Annotated in this window: 16 protein-coding genes, 2 tRNA genes, 1 rRNA gene, 1 other RNA gene and 1 other annotated feature; of the genes, 15 read left to right on the plus strand and 5 right to left on the minus strand. The window is 49.8% G+C overall.

Annotated features, from left to right (window positions below):
- Nucleotides 1-25 precede the first annotated feature (25 nt).
- Both rrf and guaB read left to right on the plus strand, forming a co-directional pair.
- Nucleotides 26-141: ribosomal RNA gene (gene rrf, locus JJU47_RS13545) — 5S ribosomal RNA — on the plus strand.
- Nucleotides 142-388: 247 nt separating this feature from the next.
- Nucleotides 389-1,852, plus strand: a complete 1,464-nt coding sequence (gene guaB / locus JJU47_RS13550) for an IMP dehydrogenase (protein WP_228620420.1) — start codon at nt 389-391, stop codon at nt 1,850-1,852.
- A 40-nt stretch (nt 1,853-1,892) separates the two neighbouring features.
- Here guaB and JJU47_RS13555 read toward each other — a convergent pair whose 3' ends face one another.
- From JJU47_RS13555 to pdxR, 3 genes are all read right to left on the minus strand, one after another.
- A complete protein-coding gene (locus JJU47_RS13555) occupies nt 1,893-5,312 on the minus strand; it encodes an alpha-amylase family glycosyl hydrolase (protein WP_228620422.1) in 3,420 nt (1,139 codons plus the stop codon).
- A 152-nt stretch (nt 5,313-5,464) separates the two neighbouring features.
- Nucleotides 5,465-6,088 (minus strand): class A sortase, encoded by a 624-nt coding sequence (locus tag JJU47_RS13560; RefSeq protein ID WP_228620424.1) that lies wholly within the window; start codon nt 6,086-6,088, stop codon nt 5,465-5,467.
- A gap of 19 nt (nt 6,089-6,107) precedes the next feature.
- Nucleotides 6,108-7,517, minus strand: coding sequence for a MocR-like pyridoxine biosynthesis transcription factor PdxR (gene pdxR, locus JJU47_RS13565; protein ID WP_228620426.1), 1,410 nt, complete (start codon nt 7,515-7,517; stop codon nt 6,108-6,110).
- A 277-nt stretch (nt 7,518-7,794) separates the two neighbouring features.
- On the opposite strand from pdxR, the gene pdxS reads away from it, so the two are divergent.
- The 7 genes from pdxS to JJU47_RS13600 all read left to right on the plus strand — a co-directional run bounded on the left by pdxS (nt 7,795) and on the right by JJU47_RS13600 (nt 13,698).
- Nucleotides 7,795-8,700: a pyridoxal 5'-phosphate synthase lyase subunit PdxS gene (gene pdxS / locus JJU47_RS13570; RefSeq protein WP_029334009.1), complete on the plus strand. Its 906-nt coding sequence runs from the start codon at nt 7,795-7,797 to the stop codon at nt 8,698-8,700.
- A gap of 1 nt (nt 8,701) precedes the next feature.
- Entirely contained in the window at nt 8,702-9,280 is a 579-nt protein-coding gene (gene pdxT, locus JJU47_RS13575; RefSeq protein ID WP_228620428.1) for a pyridoxal 5'-phosphate synthase glutaminase subunit PdxT, read from the plus strand.
- 134 nt (nt 9,281-9,414) lie between these two features.
- Nucleotides 9,415-10,614 (plus strand): D-alanyl-D-alanine carboxypeptidase family protein, encoded by a 1,200-nt coding sequence (locus JJU47_RS13580; RefSeq protein WP_228620430.1) that lies wholly within the window; start codon nt 9,415-9,417, stop codon nt 10,612-10,614.
- A gap of 18 nt (nt 10,615-10,632) precedes the next feature.
- Nucleotides 10,633-10,841: a binding site (T-box leader), on the plus strand.
- 53 nt (nt 10,842-10,894) lie between these two features.
- The gene (gene serS, locus JJU47_RS13585; RefSeq protein WP_228620432.1) at nt 10,895-12,181 is read left to right on the plus strand and encodes a serine--tRNA ligase; all 1,287 of its coding nucleotides are present in this window, start codon (nt 10,895-10,897) and stop codon (nt 12,179-12,181) included.
- A 140-nt stretch (nt 12,182-12,321) separates the two neighbouring features.
- Nucleotides 12,322-12,412 (plus strand) — tRNA-Ser (locus JJU47_RS13590).
- Nucleotides 12,413-12,441: 29 nt separating this feature from the next.
- A tRNA-Ser gene (locus JJU47_RS13595) sits at nt 12,442-12,531 on the plus strand.
- Nucleotides 12,532-12,699: 168 nt separating this feature from the next.
- Nucleotides 12,700-13,698, plus strand: coding sequence for a hypothetical protein (locus JJU47_RS13600; RefSeq protein ID WP_228620434.1), 999 nt, complete (start codon nt 12,700-12,702; stop codon nt 13,696-13,698).
- A gap of 41 nt (nt 13,699-13,739) precedes the next feature.
- On the opposite strand, the gene JJU47_RS13605 is transcribed toward JJU47_RS13600, so the two are convergent.
- Both JJU47_RS13605 and JJU47_RS13610 read right to left on the minus strand, forming a co-directional pair.
- On the minus strand, nt 13,740-14,411 hold the full coding sequence (locus JJU47_RS13605) for a deoxynucleoside kinase (RefSeq protein WP_228620437.1): 672 nt from the start codon (nt 14,409-14,411) through the stop codon (nt 13,740-13,742).
- Nucleotides 14,408-15,043, minus strand: coding sequence for a deoxynucleoside kinase (locus JJU47_RS13610; RefSeq protein ID WP_228620439.1), 636 nt, complete (start codon nt 15,041-15,043; stop codon nt 14,408-14,410). The genes JJU47_RS13605 and JJU47_RS13610 overlap by 4 nt, the downstream gene beginning before the upstream one ends.
- Before the next feature lie 121 nt (nt 15,044-15,164).
- Here JJU47_RS13610 and tadA point away from each other — a divergent pair, with 121 nt between their 5' ends.
- The 6 genes from tadA to JJU47_RS13640 all read left to right on the plus strand — a co-directional run bounded on the left by tadA (nt 15,165) and on the right by JJU47_RS13640 (nt 18,939).
- Nucleotides 15,165-15,665: a tRNA adenosine(34) deaminase TadA gene (gene tadA / locus JJU47_RS13615; RefSeq protein ID WP_228620441.1), complete on the plus strand. Its 501-nt coding sequence runs from the start codon at nt 15,165-15,167 to the stop codon at nt 15,663-15,665.
- Between the two features lie 53 nt (nt 15,666-15,718).
- Nucleotides 15,719-15,987: signal recognition particle sRNA large type (gene ffs / locus JJU47_RS13620), an RNA gene on the plus strand.
- A 95-nt stretch (nt 15,988-16,082) separates the two neighbouring features.
- Nucleotides 16,083-17,762, plus strand: coding sequence for a DNA polymerase III subunit gamma/tau (gene dnaX / locus JJU47_RS13625; protein ID WP_228620443.1), 1,680 nt, complete (start codon nt 16,083-16,085; stop codon nt 17,760-17,762).
- A 17-nt stretch (nt 17,763-17,779) separates the two neighbouring features.
- Nucleotides 17,780-18,097 (plus strand): YbaB/EbfC family nucleoid-associated protein, encoded by a 318-nt coding sequence (locus JJU47_RS13630; RefSeq protein ID WP_024372540.1) that lies wholly within the window; start codon nt 17,780-17,782, stop codon nt 18,095-18,097.
- A gap of 21 nt (nt 18,098-18,118) precedes the next feature.
- Complete coding sequence (gene recR / locus JJU47_RS13635) at nt 18,119-18,718, plus strand: recombination mediator RecR (protein WP_228620445.1); 600 nt, start codon at nt 18,119-18,121, stop codon at nt 18,716-18,718.
- Nucleotides 18,715-18,939 (plus strand): YaaL family protein, encoded by a 225-nt coding sequence (locus JJU47_RS13640; RefSeq protein WP_024372538.1) that lies wholly within the window; start codon nt 18,715-18,717, stop codon nt 18,937-18,939. The genes recR and JJU47_RS13640 overlap by 4 nt, the downstream gene beginning before the upstream one ends.
- The last annotated feature ends 522 nt before the right edge of the window (nt 18,940-19,461 follow it).

Here is a 19,461-nt window from a genome sequence, read left to right on the forward strand (position 1 = left end):
TTTCAGGGAACAAGCCCTGAATATGTCTGGTGGCGATAGCGAAGCGGCCACACCCGTTCCCATGCCGAACACGGAAGTTAAGCGCTTCAGCGCCGAAAGTAGTTGGGGGTCTCCCCCTGTGAGGATAGGACGTTGCCAGGCAACACGAGACGGTCAAGCACATGCTTGATCGTCTTTTTTCGTATCATTTTATATGCATTTTAAAGAATTCCCCCTTGATTCCACCAATTTCCGAATATTAACGAGCATCTCTAAATGGAATGAACACAATTCAGAACTTTCTGAACATCCTCAATTGAATTGCACTTTCGAGCCATACCTGTTACCATTACAGAAATATTTCGAAACAAAGATTCGGGTCCGATAAGGAAAGGGGCAATCGATTTTTATGTGGGAAAACAAGTTTGCAAAAGAAGGATTAACATTTGATGATGTGCTACTCGTGCCAAGATTCTCTAACGTCTTACCGCGGGACGTAAATTTAAGCACAAAGCTTTGTGAGGGACTTGAACTGAATATTCCAGTCATCAGTGCAGGTATGGATACGGTAACTGAAGCTCCGATGGCTATCGCGATGGCCCGTCAAGGCGGACTAGGAGTCATCCATAAAAACATGTCCATGGAAATGCAAGCTGAGCACGTAGATCGGGTAAAACGTTCAGAAAACGGGGTCATTACAAATCCTTTCTATTTAACGCCGGAACGACAAGTGTATGATGCAGAATATTTGATGAGCAAATATCGCATTTCTGGAGTTCCAATCGTCAACTCTGAGAGCGAGCGCAAACTCATCGGGATTTTGACGAACCGGGATCTTCGTTTCATCAAAGATTATTCGACGGTGATCGAAGATGTGATGACGACAGAAAACCTAGTGACGGCAAAAGTCGGTACCTCGCTTGAAGAAGCAGAACGCATCCTCCATCAACATCGCATTGAAAAGTTACCGCTTGTCGATGATGCCGGGATTCTAAAAGGCTTAATCACGACGAAAGACATTGAGAAAGTCGAGCAGTTCCCGCATGCTGCAAAAGATAAGCAAGGTCGTCTCCTTGTTGCCGCTGCAGTTGGTGTCACAGGAGATGCGGCGTCACGTGCCCAAATTCTTGTCGATGCAGGTGTCGATGCTCTCGTCGTCGATACAGCTCATGGCCACTCAGCAGGTGTCATCGAGAAAGTGAAAGAACTTCGGGATCTCTTCCCGACACTTCCGATCATCGCTGGAAACGTTGCGACTGCCGAAGCGACTCGCGCTTTGATCGAAGCAGGTGCTTCAGTCATCAAAGTCGGAATTGGTCCAGGTTCGATTTGTACGACACGAGTCGTCGCAGGCGTAGGTGTCCCACAAATCACGGCTGTCTATGACTGTGTCACTGAAGCGCGCGAACATGGCGTAACGGTCATCGCAGACGGCGGTATCAAGTACTCGGGTGACATCGTCAAGGCGATTGCTGCAGGTGCGCATGCGGTCATGCTCGGTAGCCTCTTGGCCGGTGTGAAAGAAAGTCCAGGAGAGATGGAAATTTACCAAGGCCGTCAGTTCAAGACGTATCGTGGTATGGGATCTGAGGCGTCAATGAAGCGCGGTAGCCAAGACCGCTACTTCCAAGAAGCCGACAAGAAATTCGTCCCAGAAGGCATCGAAGGACGCGTCGCATACCGTGGGGAACTGGCTGATACGGTGTACCAACTCATCGGCGGACTCCGCTCTGGGATGGGTTATTGCGGTGCAGCCGACATTCGTGCACTCCGTGAAGATACGCAGTTCATTCGTATGACGGGGGCTGGCCTCCAAGAGAGCCACCCGCACGATGTGCATATCACAAAAGAAGCACCAAACTACTCGAGATAATAAAAAATCCGTTGCTCATGATGTGAGCAACGGATTTTTTTCATTTCTTCACAAGGATAACGGTTCCGCCTTGATCTTGCGCAGGCAATTGCACGGTAACTTTTCCGTCTGGTTGGACGATGTAGGAACGTCCGCTATAACGATCGACGAGCACCGTCTTGTGCTTGTATTTCGTTTGGAACGTTGCTTTTTGAGTCGTCTCTTTCGTATTCAAGCCAACGAGGATGGCTTGTTTTCCATACGTGCGTTCAAAGATCGAATAGCCGGTGCTCGATCCGCCAGCGACGACTTCACGTGTCCCTTTGCTGAACACTTTTGAATAGTCGGCTCGGATATTGAGTAGTTTTTGGTAATGCGTATGCATTGCTTTCCCTTCACCGGTCACTCGTTTCCAGTCGAAGTCGTAGCGGTTTTCATTGAATTCGCCTTTGTCCATATCACCCGCATGTTTACCTGATTGACCGATTTCTTCACCGTAATAAATGACCGGCTGACCTTTTGCCGTCATTTGAAGCGAGGCGGCGACCATATGTTTGCCTTCGTCTCCACCGGCACGAGAAATAAGGAAACCGTCTTCATCATGACTTGAAAGGAATTGGCCGAGCGTCGCTTCGTTCGACAGCTGCATGTTGCGATATTGAAGGGCGCTTTCGACACCATCGATATTCCCGTTCACAAAACTCTCAGCTTGATACTTGAAATCAAAGTCGAGCAAGGAATCCATCTGTCCGCTATGCAAATAGCCGCCCGTATTGTTCACGCTCGCACCGTAGTGCTCGCCAATCATCTTAAAGTCCGGTTTGATGGCCGTCAATTCGTTTTTAAATGACTTCCACGTTGTGGAGTCGACATGTTTGACCGTATCAACACGGAAGTAATCAATCGTGTTGCCTTTTTTCGTTTTTGAGCGCTTGATCCAGTCCGTCTGCCATTTGACGAGTTGTTCACGGACGGCAGTTTCTTCTGTCTTGAAGTCCGGGAGTCCCGAGAGTGACATCTTCAAGTCGTCCCCGTCGACCGGATTCGTTCGAATCATCCCATCGAACACATTTCGTTCTTTGTCTGTTGGGAAGTTCGTTGCTCCTGTCTCCTCCGCGCCAGGTTCCATACCGTAGCCTGGATGGTTTAAAACGACGTCGACCATGATTTTTATGCCACGGTCATTAGCAGCATCGATCAATCGATGGAACGCCTGCATGTCACCGAGGTGCTCATCGAGCTTCTCGAAATTCTTCGCCCAATAACCATGATATCCGTATTGAGACCCATCTTTACCGTAACGGAGATCCCAATCGATGTTGTCGACAATCGGTGTGATCCAAATCGTGTTGATCCCTAGCTTGTCGAGATAATCAAGTTTCTTCGTGATGCCCGCAAAGTCACCGCCATGGTAGGACTCTGGGTGATCGAGGTCATAATACTCGCCATTCGGATTGTTATTCGTCTTATCGCCATCATAGAACCGGTCCGTCAACATGAAGTAAATCCGCGCCTCGTCCCAGTCGAACTCTTGCTTGTCTTTCATCGATACGGGAAGGACGTTGACGGAAGTCGTCGTCTTATGCACGTTACCGTATTGGTCGATCGCCTGAACCGTCAACGTCTTGTTCCCTGGTTTAACGGTGTCTTTGACCGCGATCGTCTGTTTGTTGAGAGCCGGATCGATCGCAAGTTTCGCCGGTCCGCCGAGTGGGCGTGCGTCGATATACAGCTCACGCAACGTCACCCCTTTTGGCAACGTCGGCTTTACGTGAACGACCGCATTCTCTCGCGAACTGATCGCTTTTGGTGAAACGGATGAAGTCAATTTGACGTTCGGACGTCTATACTCGATGCTTGACGCTTCAAAGTATGGATCTTTGACTTCGGTCGTCACGCCGTCTTTCGTGACGAGGAACGTGTAGTCGTGTTTCCCTTCAGGTAGTTGGATTGTATGACGGAACCATTCGTTGTTCGCTTCATATGCCATTGGGTAGGTTACTCCGTTGACTTTCAAGGCGACCTGTTCGATTTGTGCGAGTGTTCCTGCTTCGTACAACTCTTTATCACGATAAAAGAACGTGATATTGCCGTTCTCAAAGACAGGTCCTTGAATCGTCGGGACTTGATGGAACACGCCTTTGCCGCTCTCGACGACGACTTTCGTGATACGGTCGGTACCGAGTTTGACGTACCGGTCTTCCCCGTAGCCGTCTTTGACGGCCCAATCCGTACCTTTACGAATGACGAAACCGACGTTCGTCGCGTCTTTTCCGACCGGAATCCGGAAGACGGCCCCGTTTTCGGTCACTTTGTATGGATCGACTTGTCCGTCTTTCGCACCAGTGCTCCACGTCCACAAGTTCCAGTCCGTATAATTCCCGTCTGCACGTACGTACGTCATTTCGATATAACGCTGTGTCTTCCAAGGATCTGCCACTTCAGTGATCGTCTTGAACGAAGTCGTGAGAGCAGGGAGGGTCGTGTTCGACAGTTTGCCTTTCACAGCACCGGCTGGAATCGTCGCTTCATACGTCTCACCGAGCAACAGTTTTTCCGTCGGGGTGACTGTGACCGTCGCGCCACTTGTTTCGACACGGAACGGCACAGCCGACTCTCCGTTCATGAACTGGACTTGGGAAGCATCGACCGTGACTGGTTCATTGAACGTCCATGTGATTGGGGCATCAAGTGTGACATCCGCCGATTGATTCGCCGGGACGACCGTTGTGACTTCGAGTTGGCTGACCGTCTCGACACCGCTGAGCGTATAAGCGGGGCTGTATACCGATTGAACGGATGGCGATGCGGCCACGTTCCAACTGTCCGCGAGCTTGTTGGCCGGGTTGCTTGGAATCGTATCGAACGCCCCGTGTTCACCGGCGTTATTCCCACTGAGGACGGTCAAGACCCGGAGTTGGTCGTTATTCGTCAAACCGAGTAACGACAACGGGATTTTCCCTTCAAATCCTTTTGTGCGGTCGAGGGCGAACGAGGCGCCGTTCAAGTTATTCAAATTCGCGAGCGGAGTCGACTTGCCCGATTCGTAGATCGCGGCTTCTTTAATCGCTGCGTCGCCATCGACGCGAAGTAAAATATGATACTGTGGTTTTTTATCGGTCTGGCTGAAGTTGAACGGGTAACCGAGCGGGTTCGTGTTCACGCCGGAGTCCTCGTCATTCACTTGAAGTGCGATGTTTATGTACTGCCCATTGTCGCCCCAATTCGGAACGTTCTTTGCATCGACATAGAAATAAAGATGCTTGGCATCGTTTTGCATATAAAGGTCACCGAGGTCAAATCCTTGCCAACCAGCAGTAGGGGACGTGGCGAGAGCCGGAACGTTTGCCCAATCGCTCTTTATGCCATCGATGGAAACGGCTGTAGGTTCAGCGAGTACGTTCACGGGGACACCCGTTTGAATCAAGAGAACTGAAGATAACAGAAGGGTCGACGTGCGGCGTGCAGTTTTATTCTTCATAGGACACCTCTTTCATGGATTAAATCGTCTACAGGGCAACAAAACAGGAAAATTGTGCAAACGGTTTCAAAAATAGTGTAGCTGATCATGTAAGCGCTAACAATATATTTTTAAAAAAGCATTGAAAAAACACCTTCATGTCACGAAGGTGTTCAGAGTGGGGAATAAGGAGTCTTGTTGGCGAGGCGCCCTTTCACAATTAATCGTTCGGTCGCATCGAACGTGCAAGTGACGAGCGTGATCGTCGCTTCTGTCGTGTCATCGAGGACATCGATTCGACTCGGAGGCACGGTCTCAAGCGATGTGACGACGTATTCGTACGTGGCGGTCAAATCGGTCACGTAGACGAGCGTCCCAATCTCGATCTCATGGAGCGGGCCAAACAGAGACGTTGGGCTCTGTGTGTAATGCCCAGCCAGTGCATAATTGCCTTTACCCATCTGTTGGTCTGGTCGCATCGTCCCGGCTCCGACGGCCAAGTTGTCCGCGTCGAGGCCGTAGAGGATGGGGAGTTCTAAGTCGATGTCTGGCACGAGAATCAAACCGATGGTCGGTAAATCATGAAACCGATTGCGCACAGATAAGAGGTCATCCCAAGACAGTGGTGTTACAGAAGCAAAGTCAAATTCTCCTTGTTCGGGCTGTTGCAGCTGCAGCTCTTCGGTGACTCGTTCACTGTTTGAGACGGCAACTTGGTCTTTCCACCATGAATTGGATAACAGAAGAAGTCCGGCAAGCAAGAGAAGGATGCCGACTCCAAAACGTAGACGTCTCATGCACATGCCATCGACGGATCTAATCCGTTGATGTCCCTCCCTTCGTTACGTTCCAACACGACATTAACCGTGCGACAGCAATCGGCAACACGGCTTCTGACAAAGCGGCGAAGCCGAATAGAAATTGGGGGTGAAGATGTTGAGGACGAATGTAATAATCCTCCATTGCTTTAATACGGATCCCGGACGATTCGGCCATGTGTTGCAACGTCTCGGTCGAATGAGGCACATTGATTGAAAGGATGATATGCAGTCCGGCACTCGCCCCGGTAATGGAGACGGTCGGTTCGTATGGTTTAAACGCGGCTGTGACGATCTCAAGCTTGCGACGATACGTCTTGCGCATCCGGTTCAAATGCTTTTCGAAATCTCCGTTTGCCATGAATTCCGCGAGCGTATGTTGTTCGAACCGGGGAACGCTGCACGTGAAGTGGCGGTAACGTTCGCGATAGCGATTCAACAATTGAGGTGGTAGCACCATATATCCGATTCGAAGTGATGGCATGAGTGATTTGGAGAACGTGCTCAAATAGATGACCCGTTCATTTTGATCCATGCTTTGCAGAGACGGGATCGGTTTTCCACTGTATCGAAACTCGCTGTCATAATCGTCCTCGATGATATACGTTTGATGTTCGAGCGCCCAGTTGAGAAGACGTTGTCTTCGACTGACGGAGAGAATCGTCCCAGTCGGAAACTGGTGAGCGGGCGTCACATACACCGCATCAATTCGTTCCGTCTCGAGTCGGTCGACAACTAATCCACTCTCATCGACAGGGATGGGGACGTAATGCCGATTTTGATGTTCGAACAGCTGTTTCGTAAGCGGGTACCCCGGGTCCTCAATGCCGAACGTCTTCGCGTCGGTCAATAAGTCGAGCAGTTGTGGGAGCAATTGCTCAGTGCCGGAACCGACGATAATCTGTTCAGGAGAACAGCTCACGCCCCGGGAATGATAAAGGTACGTCGCAATCTCTTGTCGGAGGACGAGGTCGCCTTGGACAGACCCGAGTGCGAGTAAATCACGGTTCTCTTCAGTGACCACTTGTTTGAGATGGCGTCGCCAACGCTCGAACGGGAACGCGGTCGTATCGATTTGACTCGGGTATACGTCGAACGTATACGTCTTCTTTTGCGGGAGTGGTTTGATCGGGTTATCGCTGCGGCGGACGTATAGTTCTTCTTGCGGCAAGACATAGAACCCTTTACGCGGTACAGATTCGATATACCCCTCGGCGAGCAGTTGGGCGTAAGCTAGTTCGACGGTCGTTTGTGAGACATCGATGAAGTCGCTCAGTTTGCGTTTGGAGGGCAGTTTGGCCCCGGTCGTGAGCGTGTCATCGACAATCGCTTGGCGAATGTGTAAATAGAGCTGTTCATATAGTGGTGTGCTCGATTCAGGCTCGAGCGCGAGCGTGAGCATATCCATACTGAATCCCTTCCGTGATCAGCCGAAGAAGAAGTAGAGGGCAAAACCGATGATAAGGAGAAGGCCGATCAATCCAGGCTTACCGTAATAGGAGCGATTTTGTGCATCGTCGCGCGGGTCCCATTGAGACATATCTCATTCCTCCTTTTCAGTCTTAATCATTCATTCGAGAATAGGAAAGTGAAGTCCTCCATTCAAACTGACCACTTTAAAAATTGTTAAACTGACACTTTCAATATAGTCAAATCTCACTATACTTACAAGTAGACTAGCTTATATGGAGGGGATTCATTTGGAAAAGAGACAAGTAGGTACAGATAAAGTAAAACGCGGGATGGCTGAAATGCAAAAAGGCGGCGTCATCATGGACGTCATCAACGCTGAACAGGCTAAAATTGCTGAGGCTGCCGGTGCGGTCGCAGTTATGGCGCTCGAGCGCGTTCCTTCAGATATTCGCAAAATGGGCGGTGTCGCCCGAATGGCTGACCCGACAATCATTGAAGATGTCATGGGGGCGGTCTCCGTACCGGTTATGGCGAAGTGCCGGATCGGTCACATCGCTGAGGCCCGTGTCCTTGAATCGATGGGGGTCGATTTCATTGATGAGAGTGAAGTGTTGACACCAGCGGATGAAGAGTTCCATTTGTACAAGCGTGACTACAAAGCACCGTTCGTTTGTGGCGCTCGTGACCTTGGAGAGGCTTCACGCCGCATCGGTGAAGGGGCAGCGATGATCCGCACGAAAGGTGAGCCAGGGACGGGGAACATCGTTGAAGCGGTTCGTCATATGCGTACCGTTCAAGCACAAGTGAAACGCTTGCTCTCAATGAGCATCGACGAAGTGATGACCGAAGCGCGTGACCTCGGTGCGCCGTTTGAAGTGCTCATGCAAATCCGTGAAGCCGGACGCCTCCCAGTCGTCAACTTCGCAGCCGGCGGAATCGCGACGCCAGCGGACGCGGCGCTCATGATGCACCTCGGTGCGGACGGTGTCTTCGTCGGATCAGGTATTTTCAAAGCAGAGAACCCGGAGAAATTCGCCCGTGCCATCGTTGAGGCGACGACATATCATGACGACTACGAGCGCATCGCTCATTTGTCGAAAGGTCTAGGCGAAGCGATGAAAGGCCTTGACGTACGGACACTGAAAGAAGAAGAACTCATGGCGCCGCGAGGCTGGTAAGATGACTACGATTGGCGTTCTTGGTATGCAAGGAGCGATTCGAGAGCATGTGCGCATGCTCGAGGCGCTCGGGGCGGATACGCTCGTCGTCCGATCGATCGACGACTTGGCTCAAATTGACGGTCTCGTCTTACCAGGTGGAGAAAGTACGGCGATGCGTCGCTTGCTCGATCGCTACGGTCTGCTCGAACCGCTGCGGGCGAACACGGATTTACCGATGTTCGGGACGTGTGCCGGCTTGATCTTGCTTGCGACCGAAGTCGAAGGCTATGATGCCCATCTGCGAAAAATCCCGATGACGGTGAAACGGAACGCGTTCGGACGTCAAGTCGACAGTTTCGAAGTTGAGCTTCCGGTGAAAGGAATCGAAGCGCCAGTCGAGGCGGTCTTTATCCGCGCCCCACAAGTCGCGACGGTCGAACCAGTCGTCGAAGTGCTCGCTGAAGTGGAGGAAGCGATCGTCGCCGTACGTTACGACAAGTACGTCGCCTGCTCGTTCCATCCGGAGCTGACAGACGATTTGTCGATGCACCGCTACTTCCTTGACCTCGTGGAAGCGAAGAAGCATCAACTCACTTGATCGAAAGGCTCCCGGTTATAAATCGGGAGCCTTTTTCGCGCTGTTTTTTGCTACACTGTAACGAGACACGTATAGAAAGGGGCAAGACCGTGAAAGTGAGATGGATGGTATGGTTGCTCATAGGAGCAATCTTTATGAACATAGCTTCTCCAGGAGTGGCAAAGGCTGCGCCGGACATAGATGTGAGCGGCGCGATGCTCGTCGATTTGACGACAGGCCAAATCCTGTTCTCCAAAGAGGAAGATGCGATGCTTCCCCCAGCGTCGATCACAAAACTCATGACGGCCTTCCTCGTGCGGGAAGCGATTGAAGCGGGCGAGCTCAGTTGGAATGAGGAAGTGACACCGAGCGCAGACGCTCTCGCTTTGACAAAAAAACCAGGTCTGGCACGAATCCCGCTCGTCAATAAACCGTATACCATCAAAGAATTGTATGATGTGGCATTGATTCGCTCAGCGAACGAGGCTGCCGTGACACTTGGGGAAGCGGTGGCGGGATCAGAAGAGGCGTTCGTCGTCTTGATGAATGAGCGGGCGACAGCGCTCGGGATGACCCAGACGACGTTTGCAAACGCGTCCGGACTTGATTCGGTCTCAGCCGGACGGCCAGGTGAGAACTTGACGTCCGCGAGTGATTTAATGAAATTGGCGCTCACCTATTTGACGAAGTATCCGGACGTGCTTGACGTGACGAAACAGGCTTACGTCGACATTGACGGTGTACGCTTCGAAGCGACAAACCGGATGCTTACCGGTCGCGATTTAGCTTATTCGGGTATGCTCGGCTTTAAGACGGGAACGACAGATGACGCCGGGTACTGCTTTATCGGTGTCTCGACACGAGATGGCCGGACGGTCTTGTCCGTCGTCCTAGGGGCGAAAACGGATGAAGGCCGATATACGGCCACGAAAGCGTTGCATGACTACGCCTATGGCGACTTTGTCATGACGCCGATTTTGCGTACCGGTGAGCTCGTACCGGAACAAGCCTTTGTCGCCGGGGGCGAAGTGGAACACGTCTCGGTCCGGACGACGTCTGCTTTCGAAGTGCTCATCGAAAAAGGTCAACCGGTTCCGAAGCTCGTCTATGACCTTCCTGAAACGAGTGCCCCGGTGAAGGCCGACCAACAAGTCGGGACAGTGACCGTCGAGTTGTCCGATCACGTCCGGTATTTAGACGGTGAGCAACCTCCGAAAGGAATGCTTGTGACGGCAGAGGCGGTCGAAGAAGCGTCGTTTCTGACACGGATGACCCGTGCATTTTCAGACTTTTTGGATGAGATTCGACTCGTTCTTGGAAAACTGAGTCTTGTCGACAGACTTGAGTTGTTGTAAAGTAAAATTAATTCAATGACAGCTGCAATGATGGGGAAAAGTACGTTATAGTCATCTACTGACAGAGAGCTAGTGGTTGGTGCAAACTAGTGGGATGATGTAACTGAATCGGCCTCGGAGCATTGGCTTGGAAACAAGTCACGTCACGCACACGTTACGTGCATCGAGTGGCCTGCATGTCAGGCAACGAGGGTGGCAACGCGGATCCAAGGTGGTTCGTCCCTTTCCTATGGGAAAGGGGCGTGCCACCTTTTTTATGTAAAAAAAGGAGGAACTATGTATGTTAGACATCAAACGATTACGCCAAGACTTTGAAGACATTAAAGCGAAACTCGCTCACCGAGGTGAGGACTTAAGCGCGCTCGACCGTTTTCCACAACTTGAGGAGAAGCGCCGGAATCTCATTAATGAAGTAGATGTGAAAAAAGCAAAACGCAACGAGGCGTCAAAACAAATCGCTGAACTGAAGCGCAATAAACAAGATGCGGAAGCTCCGATTTTAGAGACGCGCCGACTCGGTGATGAAATCAAATTGTTGGATGAAGACTTGCGTGAAGTGGAAGCGGAGTTGAACATGATTTTGCTCAGCATTCCGAACATTCCGCATGAATCAACGCCAATCGGTGAAACGGAAGACGACAACGTCACAATCCGTGAAGTCGGAACGAAACCGGCGTTCGATTTTGAGATGAAACAACATTGGGACGTGATGGAAGACTTGAAAATTGTTGACGTCGAGCGGGCCGGAAAAGTTACGGGCAGCCGTTTTGTCTTCTATAAAGGACTCGGTGCCCGTTTAGAGCGTGCCTTGATCAACTTCATGATGGACATGCACGCGGATGAGCATGGCTACTCAGAAGTCCTCCCGCCATACATGGTCAACCGCGATGCGATGACAGGGACTGGCCAACTTCCTAAGTTCGAAGAAGACGCGTTTAAAGTGGCCGACACGAACTATTTCCTCATCCCGACAGCGGAAGTGCCGGTCACGAACATGCATCGCGATGAGATTATCGCTGAAGACCAGCTTCCGATCACGTACACGGCATACAGCGCTTGTTTCCGTTCAGAAGCCGGATCTGCCGGCCGTGATACACGCGGTCTTATCCGTCAGCACCAGTTCAACAAAGTCGAACTCGTCCGTTTCGTGAAACCAGAAGAATCTTACGAACAACTCGAATTGTTGACGGGTCACGCGGAAGAAGTGCTCAAACGTCTCGGTCTCCCGTACCAAGTGCTCAGCATGTGTACGGCCGACCTCGGTTTCACGGCGGCGAAGAAATACGATATCGAAGTATGGATGCCGGCGCAAGGCGTGTACCGCGAGATCTCTTCTTGCTCAAACTTTGAAGATTTCCAAGCCCGTCGTGCCGGTATTCGTTTCCGTCGTGAAGCGAACGCCAAGCCGGAATTCGTGCACACATTGAACGGTTCGGGGCTCGCTGTCGGTCGGACCGTGGCAGCAATTTTAGAGAACTTCCAACAAGCGGACGGATCGGTTATGATTCCAGAAGTCCTTCGTCCGTACATGGGTGGCATTGAAAAAATCGAAATGCCTGCCAAGTAAAAAGCTGTTCCGTCGATACGAATTCGTGTCGGCGGATTTTTTTAATGTTTTTTCACAAAAGGGTTTGACATCTGTGTCATCAGTTGGTACTATAAATCATGTCGAGCGAGATGATTGCTCGCCAACTGTATATGAGCTTTGGAGGTGTACCCAAGTGGTTTAAGGGAACGGTCTTGAAAACCGTCAGGGGTGTAATAGCCTGCGTGGGTTCGAATCCCACCACCTCCTCCACTTTCTTTTTTTTACACTTTTTTAAGCCTGGAGTTGTACCCAAGTCCGGCTGAAGGGGACGGACTCGAAATCCGTTAGGAGTCGCAAGGCTCGCGTGGGTTCGAATCCCACCAACTCCGCTTGATTTGGCATCTGCATAGGCAGATGCATTTTTTGTTGGTCGCAGACGTTACGTCTGCGGCTTTTTTGTTTGTGGCAAAATGGCGAACGACGGCTATCTTCGGCTGAAAACGGGAATTCTAATAACATAGAGTCTGTTCGAATCAATGGGAAAGGAGGTGGACGTTGTGAACTGGATCGAAGCGTATATAGAAGAAGTCGTCAAACATGTTCCGGCTAATCGACGAGAGACCCTTGCCGAATCGTTACGTCAAGACATCGAGACGAAATTATCGGCTGATCCGACGGAAGTGGAAGTAAAACGTGTGTTAGAAGAAATGGGGCATCCGGCTGTCGTAGCCGCACACTTTAAAGAAGGTCAGTATTTGATTGGCCCTGGCATGTTTCCGATGTATGTGTCCGTCGTCAAACTCGTTGTGCCGATCGTGATGGCCGTCGTCTTTTTCGGCCTTGTGATTGCGAGCATCCCGACATTTTCCGGACCGATCTTGCCGACTGTCGGCACCTTCCTCGCGAACGTATTCGACACACTATGGGACGTCGGGATTCAACTCGTATTTTGGATTACACTCATCTTTTTTTTAGTTGAGCGTTATGCCCCTCAAGGGACGAAGACACCTGTCATGAAATGGGATGTGAATACGTTGCGTGAACGGGAGCGGGGCTTTCGAATCAGTAAGTGGGACGCCGGGTTTGCGTTGTTTTGGACGGCGGTTTGGTTTGGAGTGTATGTGAACGCCGAACGCTTAATCGGGATTTATGAATCTACCGGAGAAGGGTTCGCGATGGTCACACCGGTCTTTAATCAAGCGTTCCTCTTTGATGTGATTTGGCTATTTCTACTCGTCGTGTTGTTGCAAGTCGTACTTGGTGTGTGGAAATGGATTAAAGGACGTTGGTCGTACGCACTTGCTTCCTATAATCTGATTTACAATGCGGCTTCGGCAACATTCATCATTTGGATGGCGAGTTCCTCGCAATTGCTAGATGCCCGGTTCGTGAACTGGATGGAAGCGAACGTCCCTAACGGCGTCTTCTCGTTCAATTGGGTGTTCGGCCTCGTCGTGGCGATCACGATCCTTGCAGCTGTGTTTGATTCAATCGACGGTTTTCGGAAAGCGCGTAAAGCACCGACGTATCACAAACACCATATCGCACACACGTAAAAAGAAGGTGCAACGCCATCAAGCGCTGCACCTTCTTTACGTTATCTAACTTTCGCTTCACGAGCGATCGTCAATTGCTTCTCGATTTTCTCGAGGATGAGCTCTACTGAATCTGGGTCGTTAATCAAGTCGTACTCTTCGATCGATAGACGAAGTACCGGACAGAGGTTGAAGTTGTTGATCCACTCTGTATAGCGCGCGTACATTTCTTCCCAGTACGTGATCGGTGTTTGTTGTTCCATCTCACGGCCGCGAAGTTGAATGCGGTCGAGTACTTGGTCGAATGAACCTTCGAGGTAGATCAATAGATCAGGATGCGGGAAGAACGGTGTAAGCACCATCGCCTCGAACAGGCTTGAGTACGTTTCGTAGTCTGTCGGCGACATCGTGCCTTTTTCATAGTGCATCTTCGCAAAGATCCCCGTATCTTCATAAATCGAACGGTCTTGAATGAATCCTCCACCGTATTGGAAGATTTTCTTTTGTTCTTTAAAGCGTTCAGCTAAAAAGTAGATTTGAAGATGGAAGCTCCAACGCTCGAAATCGTGATAAAATTTGTCGAGGTACGGGTTCGTGTCAACTTTTTCGAGGGACGTCCGGAAGTTGAGGGCGTCAGCGAGCGAGTTCGTGATTGTCGATTTACCGATTCCGACCATACCGCCGATCGTGATGATCGTGTCGTTCGGAATGTTATACTTTTCGTTCAGCGTCATTTTAATTGGGCTCCTTTAGTCAATTCTAGTTCACGTTCAATCGTCGCGAGGACGTGCGTCAAATCGTCCGGATTCTGGACAAAATCAAGCTCGTCACCGCTGAACGACAGAATCGTCACTTCGGGGTGGGTCGCCCGATACGATTCGACAAACGTCTCGTAATCATGAGCGAGCTGTTCGAGGTAGTCGCGCGACATATTCTCTTCTACTTCTCGTCCGCGTAAGGCGACGCGCTTCATGAGCGTCTCAATACTGGCGTGTAAGTAGATGACGACATCAGGTTTCGGCATATCATGTGTCAAAATCTTATAAATCTGCTCGTACTTGTTCAAGTGAGCCGGTCGTAACGAACGGTGAGCAAAAATCAAGTTCTTGAAAATATGGTAGTCTGAAACGACGGATTGCTGTTGACTCAAGTGGTGTTTGTGGATATCGTCTAATTGCTTGAAGCGATTGCACAAGAAGAACATTTCCGTTTGGAAACTCCATTCTTCGATATCTTCATAAAACTTGCCGAGAAATGGGTTCTCTTCTACAATTTCATTCAGCATCTGCATTGAAAAGTGCTGACTGATGATATGGGCCAGTGACGTTTTCCCGACACCAATCGGTCCTTCTACCGTTATAAACATATGATGTCATCCTCCATTATCCAAAGTGCAAGTTCCATTCTAGCACACAATGAGTTGGATAGGGCGAGCGAAATGATTTTCATTTTTTTTCATAATAAGTGACGAGAAACGGAGTGTTAATATGGAACGTGATGAACGATTTATGCGGCTCGCCATTGCCGAAGCAAAGAAAGCGGAAGCGATTGGAGAGGTGCCGATCGGGTGTGTCATCGTCAAAGGAGATGAGGTGATCGCCTCGGGGCACAACCGGCGGGAGACGGACTTACTAGCGGCCGCCCATGCGGAGATGATTGCGATTGAAACAGCAAATCGCGCGCTTCGGAATTGGCGGCTTGAGGACTGTGAATTGTTCGTTACGTTAGAGCCGTGTCCGATGTGTGCGGGGGCGATTGTGCTCTCGCGTGTGAAGCGAGTCGTCTTCGGGGCCCATGACCCGAAAGGCGGATGTTGCGGGACACTCATGAACCTCGTTCAAGATGACCGCTTCAATCACCGGGCCGAGGTAACCGAAAATGTTTTAGCGGAAGAGTGTGGAGCACTACTGACTGATTTCTTTCGGGACCTCCGTGAACGGAAGAAGCAGGCTCGGCTTGAACAGAGAGGTTGCAACCCCACAGATTAAACAGTATAATGTAATAGCACTCAAAGAAGTGCTTAACTACATTTACCCATTTGCCGTGCTAGGCGGGGAGGTAGCGGTGCCCTGTAACTCGCAATCCGCTATAGCGAGACTGAATCCCGATTCGAGGGAGTGCATTGGTGTGGCCCGTCCTCGTGTAAGTGGCGTTGACGTCTGAGTCCTGCGCAACGGTCACCCATGAACCAGGTCAGGTCCGGAAGGAAGCAGCCTTAAGTGGTGAGGTACCGTGTGCCGTAGGGGTGCTTGGGCCGAGCAAACTGCATGAGTAACGCACATTGACGTGCTTTCAGAAATCGGTGCGCGGCAGATTTATTTAATAACTTCAATCTACGGCCCATGGGTTGTAGATTTTTTTGTATGATGAAATAGAGAAACGTAAGGAAGAAAGGAGGCGGGGACATGGCGTACCAAGCATTATACCGAGTCTATCGTCCGCAGTCGTTCCAAGAGGTTGTCGGTCAAGTCCATATCACGCGTACGATTCAAAACGCGTTGCTTGAGGAACGGGTTTCGCATGCGTATCTGTTCTCTGGACCAAGAGGGACGGGGAAGACGAGCCTTGCCAAAATCATTGCGAAAGCCATCAACTGTGAGACGGCACCGACTAGAGAACCGTGCAATACGTGCCCGACTTGTGTAGCGATTACAGAAGGGACGAGCCCGGACGTCTTCGAGATTGACGCGGCATCAAATAACGGTGTTGATGAAATTCGAGAAATTCGGGATAAGGTGAAGTATCCGCCTTCACAAGCGCGGTTCAAAGTGTACATCATCGATGAAGTACACATGCTGTCAACCGGCGCCTTCAATGCGTTACTAAAAACGTTAGAAGAGCCACCGCCGCACGCGATCTTTATTTTGGCGACGACAGAGCCGCACAAAATTCCGGCGACGATTATTTCGCGGTGTCAACGTTTCGACGTGAAGCGTCATGAAGTCGGTCAACTTCAAACGAGAATGGCTTACATCTTAAATGACCAAAATTACGATTACGACCCGGAAGCGCTCAAGTTGATTGCGCGTGCCGCGGACGGCGGGATGCGGGATGCGCTCAGCCTTCTTGATCAAGCGCTCGCTTTTAGTGACGATCGATTGACGGAAGCGGCCGTCCTCGAAGTGACCGGTGCCGTGACCGACGATGCGCTTCTTGATATGGCGTACGGGTTACAAAAAAAGCAGCTGGACCAAATTCTTAGTACGCTAGAAACGATGTTACGTGAAGGGAAAGATTTAAAGCGTTTCGTGGAAGATCTCGTCTTTATTCATCGCGACGCGTTACTATTGAAAGCTTCCCCGCAAGCTGTCGATTTGCTGGAGCGGGCACGACCGAATGAACAATTCCGTGAATTCGTCGAAGCGACTTCAACTGATGAGTTATTCCAAGTCATTGAGGAGTTAAATGACTGCCAACAGCAAATGCGGTTATCCAACCATCCGAAAGTATTGGTGGAATTGACATTTATCCGGATTGCGGAACAAGGCCGTACTATGAGCGAACAGATGCAACAGCTTCAAGACCAAGTGCGTGAATTGAGTCGAGAACTGAATGAAGTGAAAAAGAACGGTGTAGCCACCACAGAGGTTTCTGCTGAAAAGCCTAAAGTGGTGAAACGTACACAAATCCGGGTCCCGAAAGAGCGGATCCGCCAGTTGTTACAACGAGCTGAACGGCAACATTTGAATGCGATCCGTGACAGTTGGGACGACATCATGGGCAATATTCGAACGCAAGACGGTCCGATTTTTGCGCTGTTCTATGAGAGTGAGGCTGTCCTTTGTGCAAGTGACACCTTACTGGTACAATTTAAAGATGGGATGACATGGCATTATGAACAAGTCAGTTCAAACGGCCGTACCCGTGACGTGATCGAACAAGCGTTGTTTGAAGTAACCGGCATTCGTCGAGAAATCATGGCTGTTCTTGAGACGGATTGGGTTGAGTTGAAAAACGAGTTTATTCTGCAAAAGCAGACCGAACGTGCTGATTCGAAAGAAGAAGTGACCCCAGTCGAGGAAGACCCACTTGTGGCGCAAGCAGTCGAACGTTTCGGTGACGTCGTAGAAATCGAAGAAGTTTAATAAAGGAGGCGCTTTATATGCGTGGAATGGGAAACATGAACAATATGATGAAACAAATGCAGAAAATGCAAAAGGACATGGCTAAAGCCCAAGAAGAATTGAAAGATTTAACGGTGGAAGGAACAGCCGGCGGTGGCATGGTGAAAGTCGTCGTAAGCGGACATAAAGAAGTGTTAGATATCATCATCGCCGAAGATGTCGTCGACCCGGATGATGTGGATATGTTACAAGACCTCGTTCTTGCTGCTGTAAATGATGGCATGAAGCAAGCCGATCAACTTGTAAACGATAAAATGGGACGTTTCACACAAGGGATGAATCTCCCAGGCTTTTAATGAAGAAAGGAAAGATGTGAGTTGCAATACCCTGAAGCGATTGGACGATTGATTGAGAGCTTTACAAAATTACCAGGCATTGGTCCGAAAACGGCCATTCGACTGGCCTTTCATGTATTGGACATGGAGGAGGACGATGTGTTGACATTTGCGAAGTCTCTTGTCAGTGCCAAACGTGATATTAAGTATTGTACGGTTTGCGGGCATATCACAGATGTCGACCCATGTTCGATCTGTACGGACTCTCATCGTGATGAAACAGTAGTCTGTGTGGTGCAGGACTCGCGAGATGTCATCGCCATGGAGAAGATGCGAGAGTACAGAGGGAAGTATCATGTGCTTCACGGTGCGATCAGTCCGATGGAAGGTATTGGACCAGAAGACATAAATGTCTCGAGCTTATTGACACGTCTCCAAGAAAACGAAGAGATTACCGAAGTGATCTTGGCCACGAATCCGAACATTGAGGGAGAAGCGACTTCGATGTATTTATCACGGTTGCTCAAACCGACGGGAATACGCGTAACGAGACTTGCGCATGGTCTCCCGGTCGGTGGGGACTTAGAATATGCGGATGAAGTGACGCTTTCTCGAGCGATGGAAGGCCGAAGAGAGTTATGAGATGGTTTCGAAAGTCGCTCCGAACCGAATACGATCAACGATTTCTTACGGAACTGTTGGATGCGAAAGCGAAGTTTGAAGCGAAACGACATATGTTGGACGTAAGCATTGAAGATACAGGAGAGTTGGCAGCGCAAGTGAAGCAAGCGGAAACGCTCTATTTCTTTTATTTGAAAGAAGCGAAACGTCGAAACGTGTCTCTTTCCAATTTACGTTCTTAAAACGAGGCGCAAGCCTCGTTTTCTATTTGTCGTCATATCGTGTAAGTAGAAGACTATTATGGTTTTTAAGAAGCAAGAATGCACAATACGGAGCGGCTGGCATTTGCTTGGACGGTCATTTCGTTAGGTGAATAGATTGACCGCTGGTGGCCAGGTGTTTGAATAATCGGTTTAAAAAACGCGCTATATAATGAAGAGATTAATCGATTAGATCAAACGAACTGATTCGAGAAATATAAAAATAAAAACTTTTCTACAAAAGTTATTGCATCTTATAAATTTTACTGATATATTAATAGACGTCGCCGAGAGCGAACGAAAAGAATATTTTAAAAAGCTATTGACCAATCGTTGATAACTTGTTAAGATATTTAAGTCGCCAAGAGCGACAGACGAACTTTGAAAACTGAACGATGAGGCAAAAAAAGTTTTACAAGTTTTGATTGAAGCGCAAGCTTCGTCATTTTCAAGAGCTATATCAAATTCTTTGGAGAGTTTGATCCTGGCTCAGGACGAACGCTG

The sequence above is a fragment of the Exiguobacterium sp. genome (assembly GCF_020832205.1).
Taxonomy (GTDB): domain Bacteria; phylum Bacillota; class Bacilli; order Exiguobacteriales; family Exiguobacteriaceae; genus Exiguobacterium.

Bases quoted from the DNA above. Each gene is read 5' to 3' on its own strand.
- serS (WP_228620432.1), top strand. From the start codon at position 10,895: ATGTTAGACATCAAACGATTACGCCAAGACTTTGAAGACATTAAAGCG.
- JJU47_RS13610 (WP_228620439.1), bottom strand. From the start codon at position 15,043: ATGTTTATAACGGTAGAAGGACCGATTGGTGTCGGGAAAACGTCACTG.
- dnaX (WP_228620443.1), top strand. From the start codon at position 16,083: ATGGCGTACCAAGCATTATACCGAGTCTATCGTCCGCAGTCGTTCCAA.
- pdxT (WP_228620428.1), top strand. From the start codon at position 8,702: ATGACTACGATTGGCGTTCTTGGTATGCAAGGAGCGATTCGAGAGCAT.
- pdxR (WP_228620426.1), bottom strand. From the start codon at position 7,517: ATGGATATGCTCACGCTCGCGCTCGAGCCTGAATCGAGCACACCACTA.
- JJU47_RS13555 (WP_228620422.1), bottom strand. From the start codon at position 5,312: ATGAAGAATAAAACTGCACGCCGCACGTCGACCCTTCTGTTATCTTCA.
- JJU47_RS13605 (WP_228620437.1), bottom strand. From the start codon at position 14,411: ATGACGCTGAACGAAAAGTATAACATTCCGAACGACACGATCATCACG.
- guaB (WP_228620420.1), top strand. From the start codon at position 389: ATGTGGGAAAACAAGTTTGCAAAAGAAGGATTAACATTTGATGATGTG.
- JJU47_RS13580 (WP_228620430.1), top strand. From the start codon at position 9,415: ATGAACATAGCTTCTCCAGGAGTGGCAAAGGCTGCGCCGGACATAGAT.
- JJU47_RS13640 (WP_024372538.1), top strand. From the start codon at position 18,715: ATGAGATGGTTTCGAAAGTCGCTCCGAACCGAATACGATCAACGATTT.
- JJU47_RS13630 (WP_024372540.1), top strand. From the start codon at position 17,780: ATGCGTGGAATGGGAAACATGAACAATATGATGAAACAAATGCAGAAA.
- tadA (WP_228620441.1), top strand. From the start codon at position 15,165: ATGGAACGTGATGAACGATTTATGCGGCTCGCCATTGCCGAAGCAAAG.
- JJU47_RS13560 (WP_228620424.1), bottom strand. From the start codon at position 6,088: ATGAGACGTCTACGTTTTGGAGTCGGCATCCTTCTCTTGCTTGCCGGA.
- pdxS (WP_029334009.1), top strand. From the start codon at position 7,795: ATGGAGGGGATTCATTTGGAAAAGAGACAAGTAGGTACAGATAAAGTA.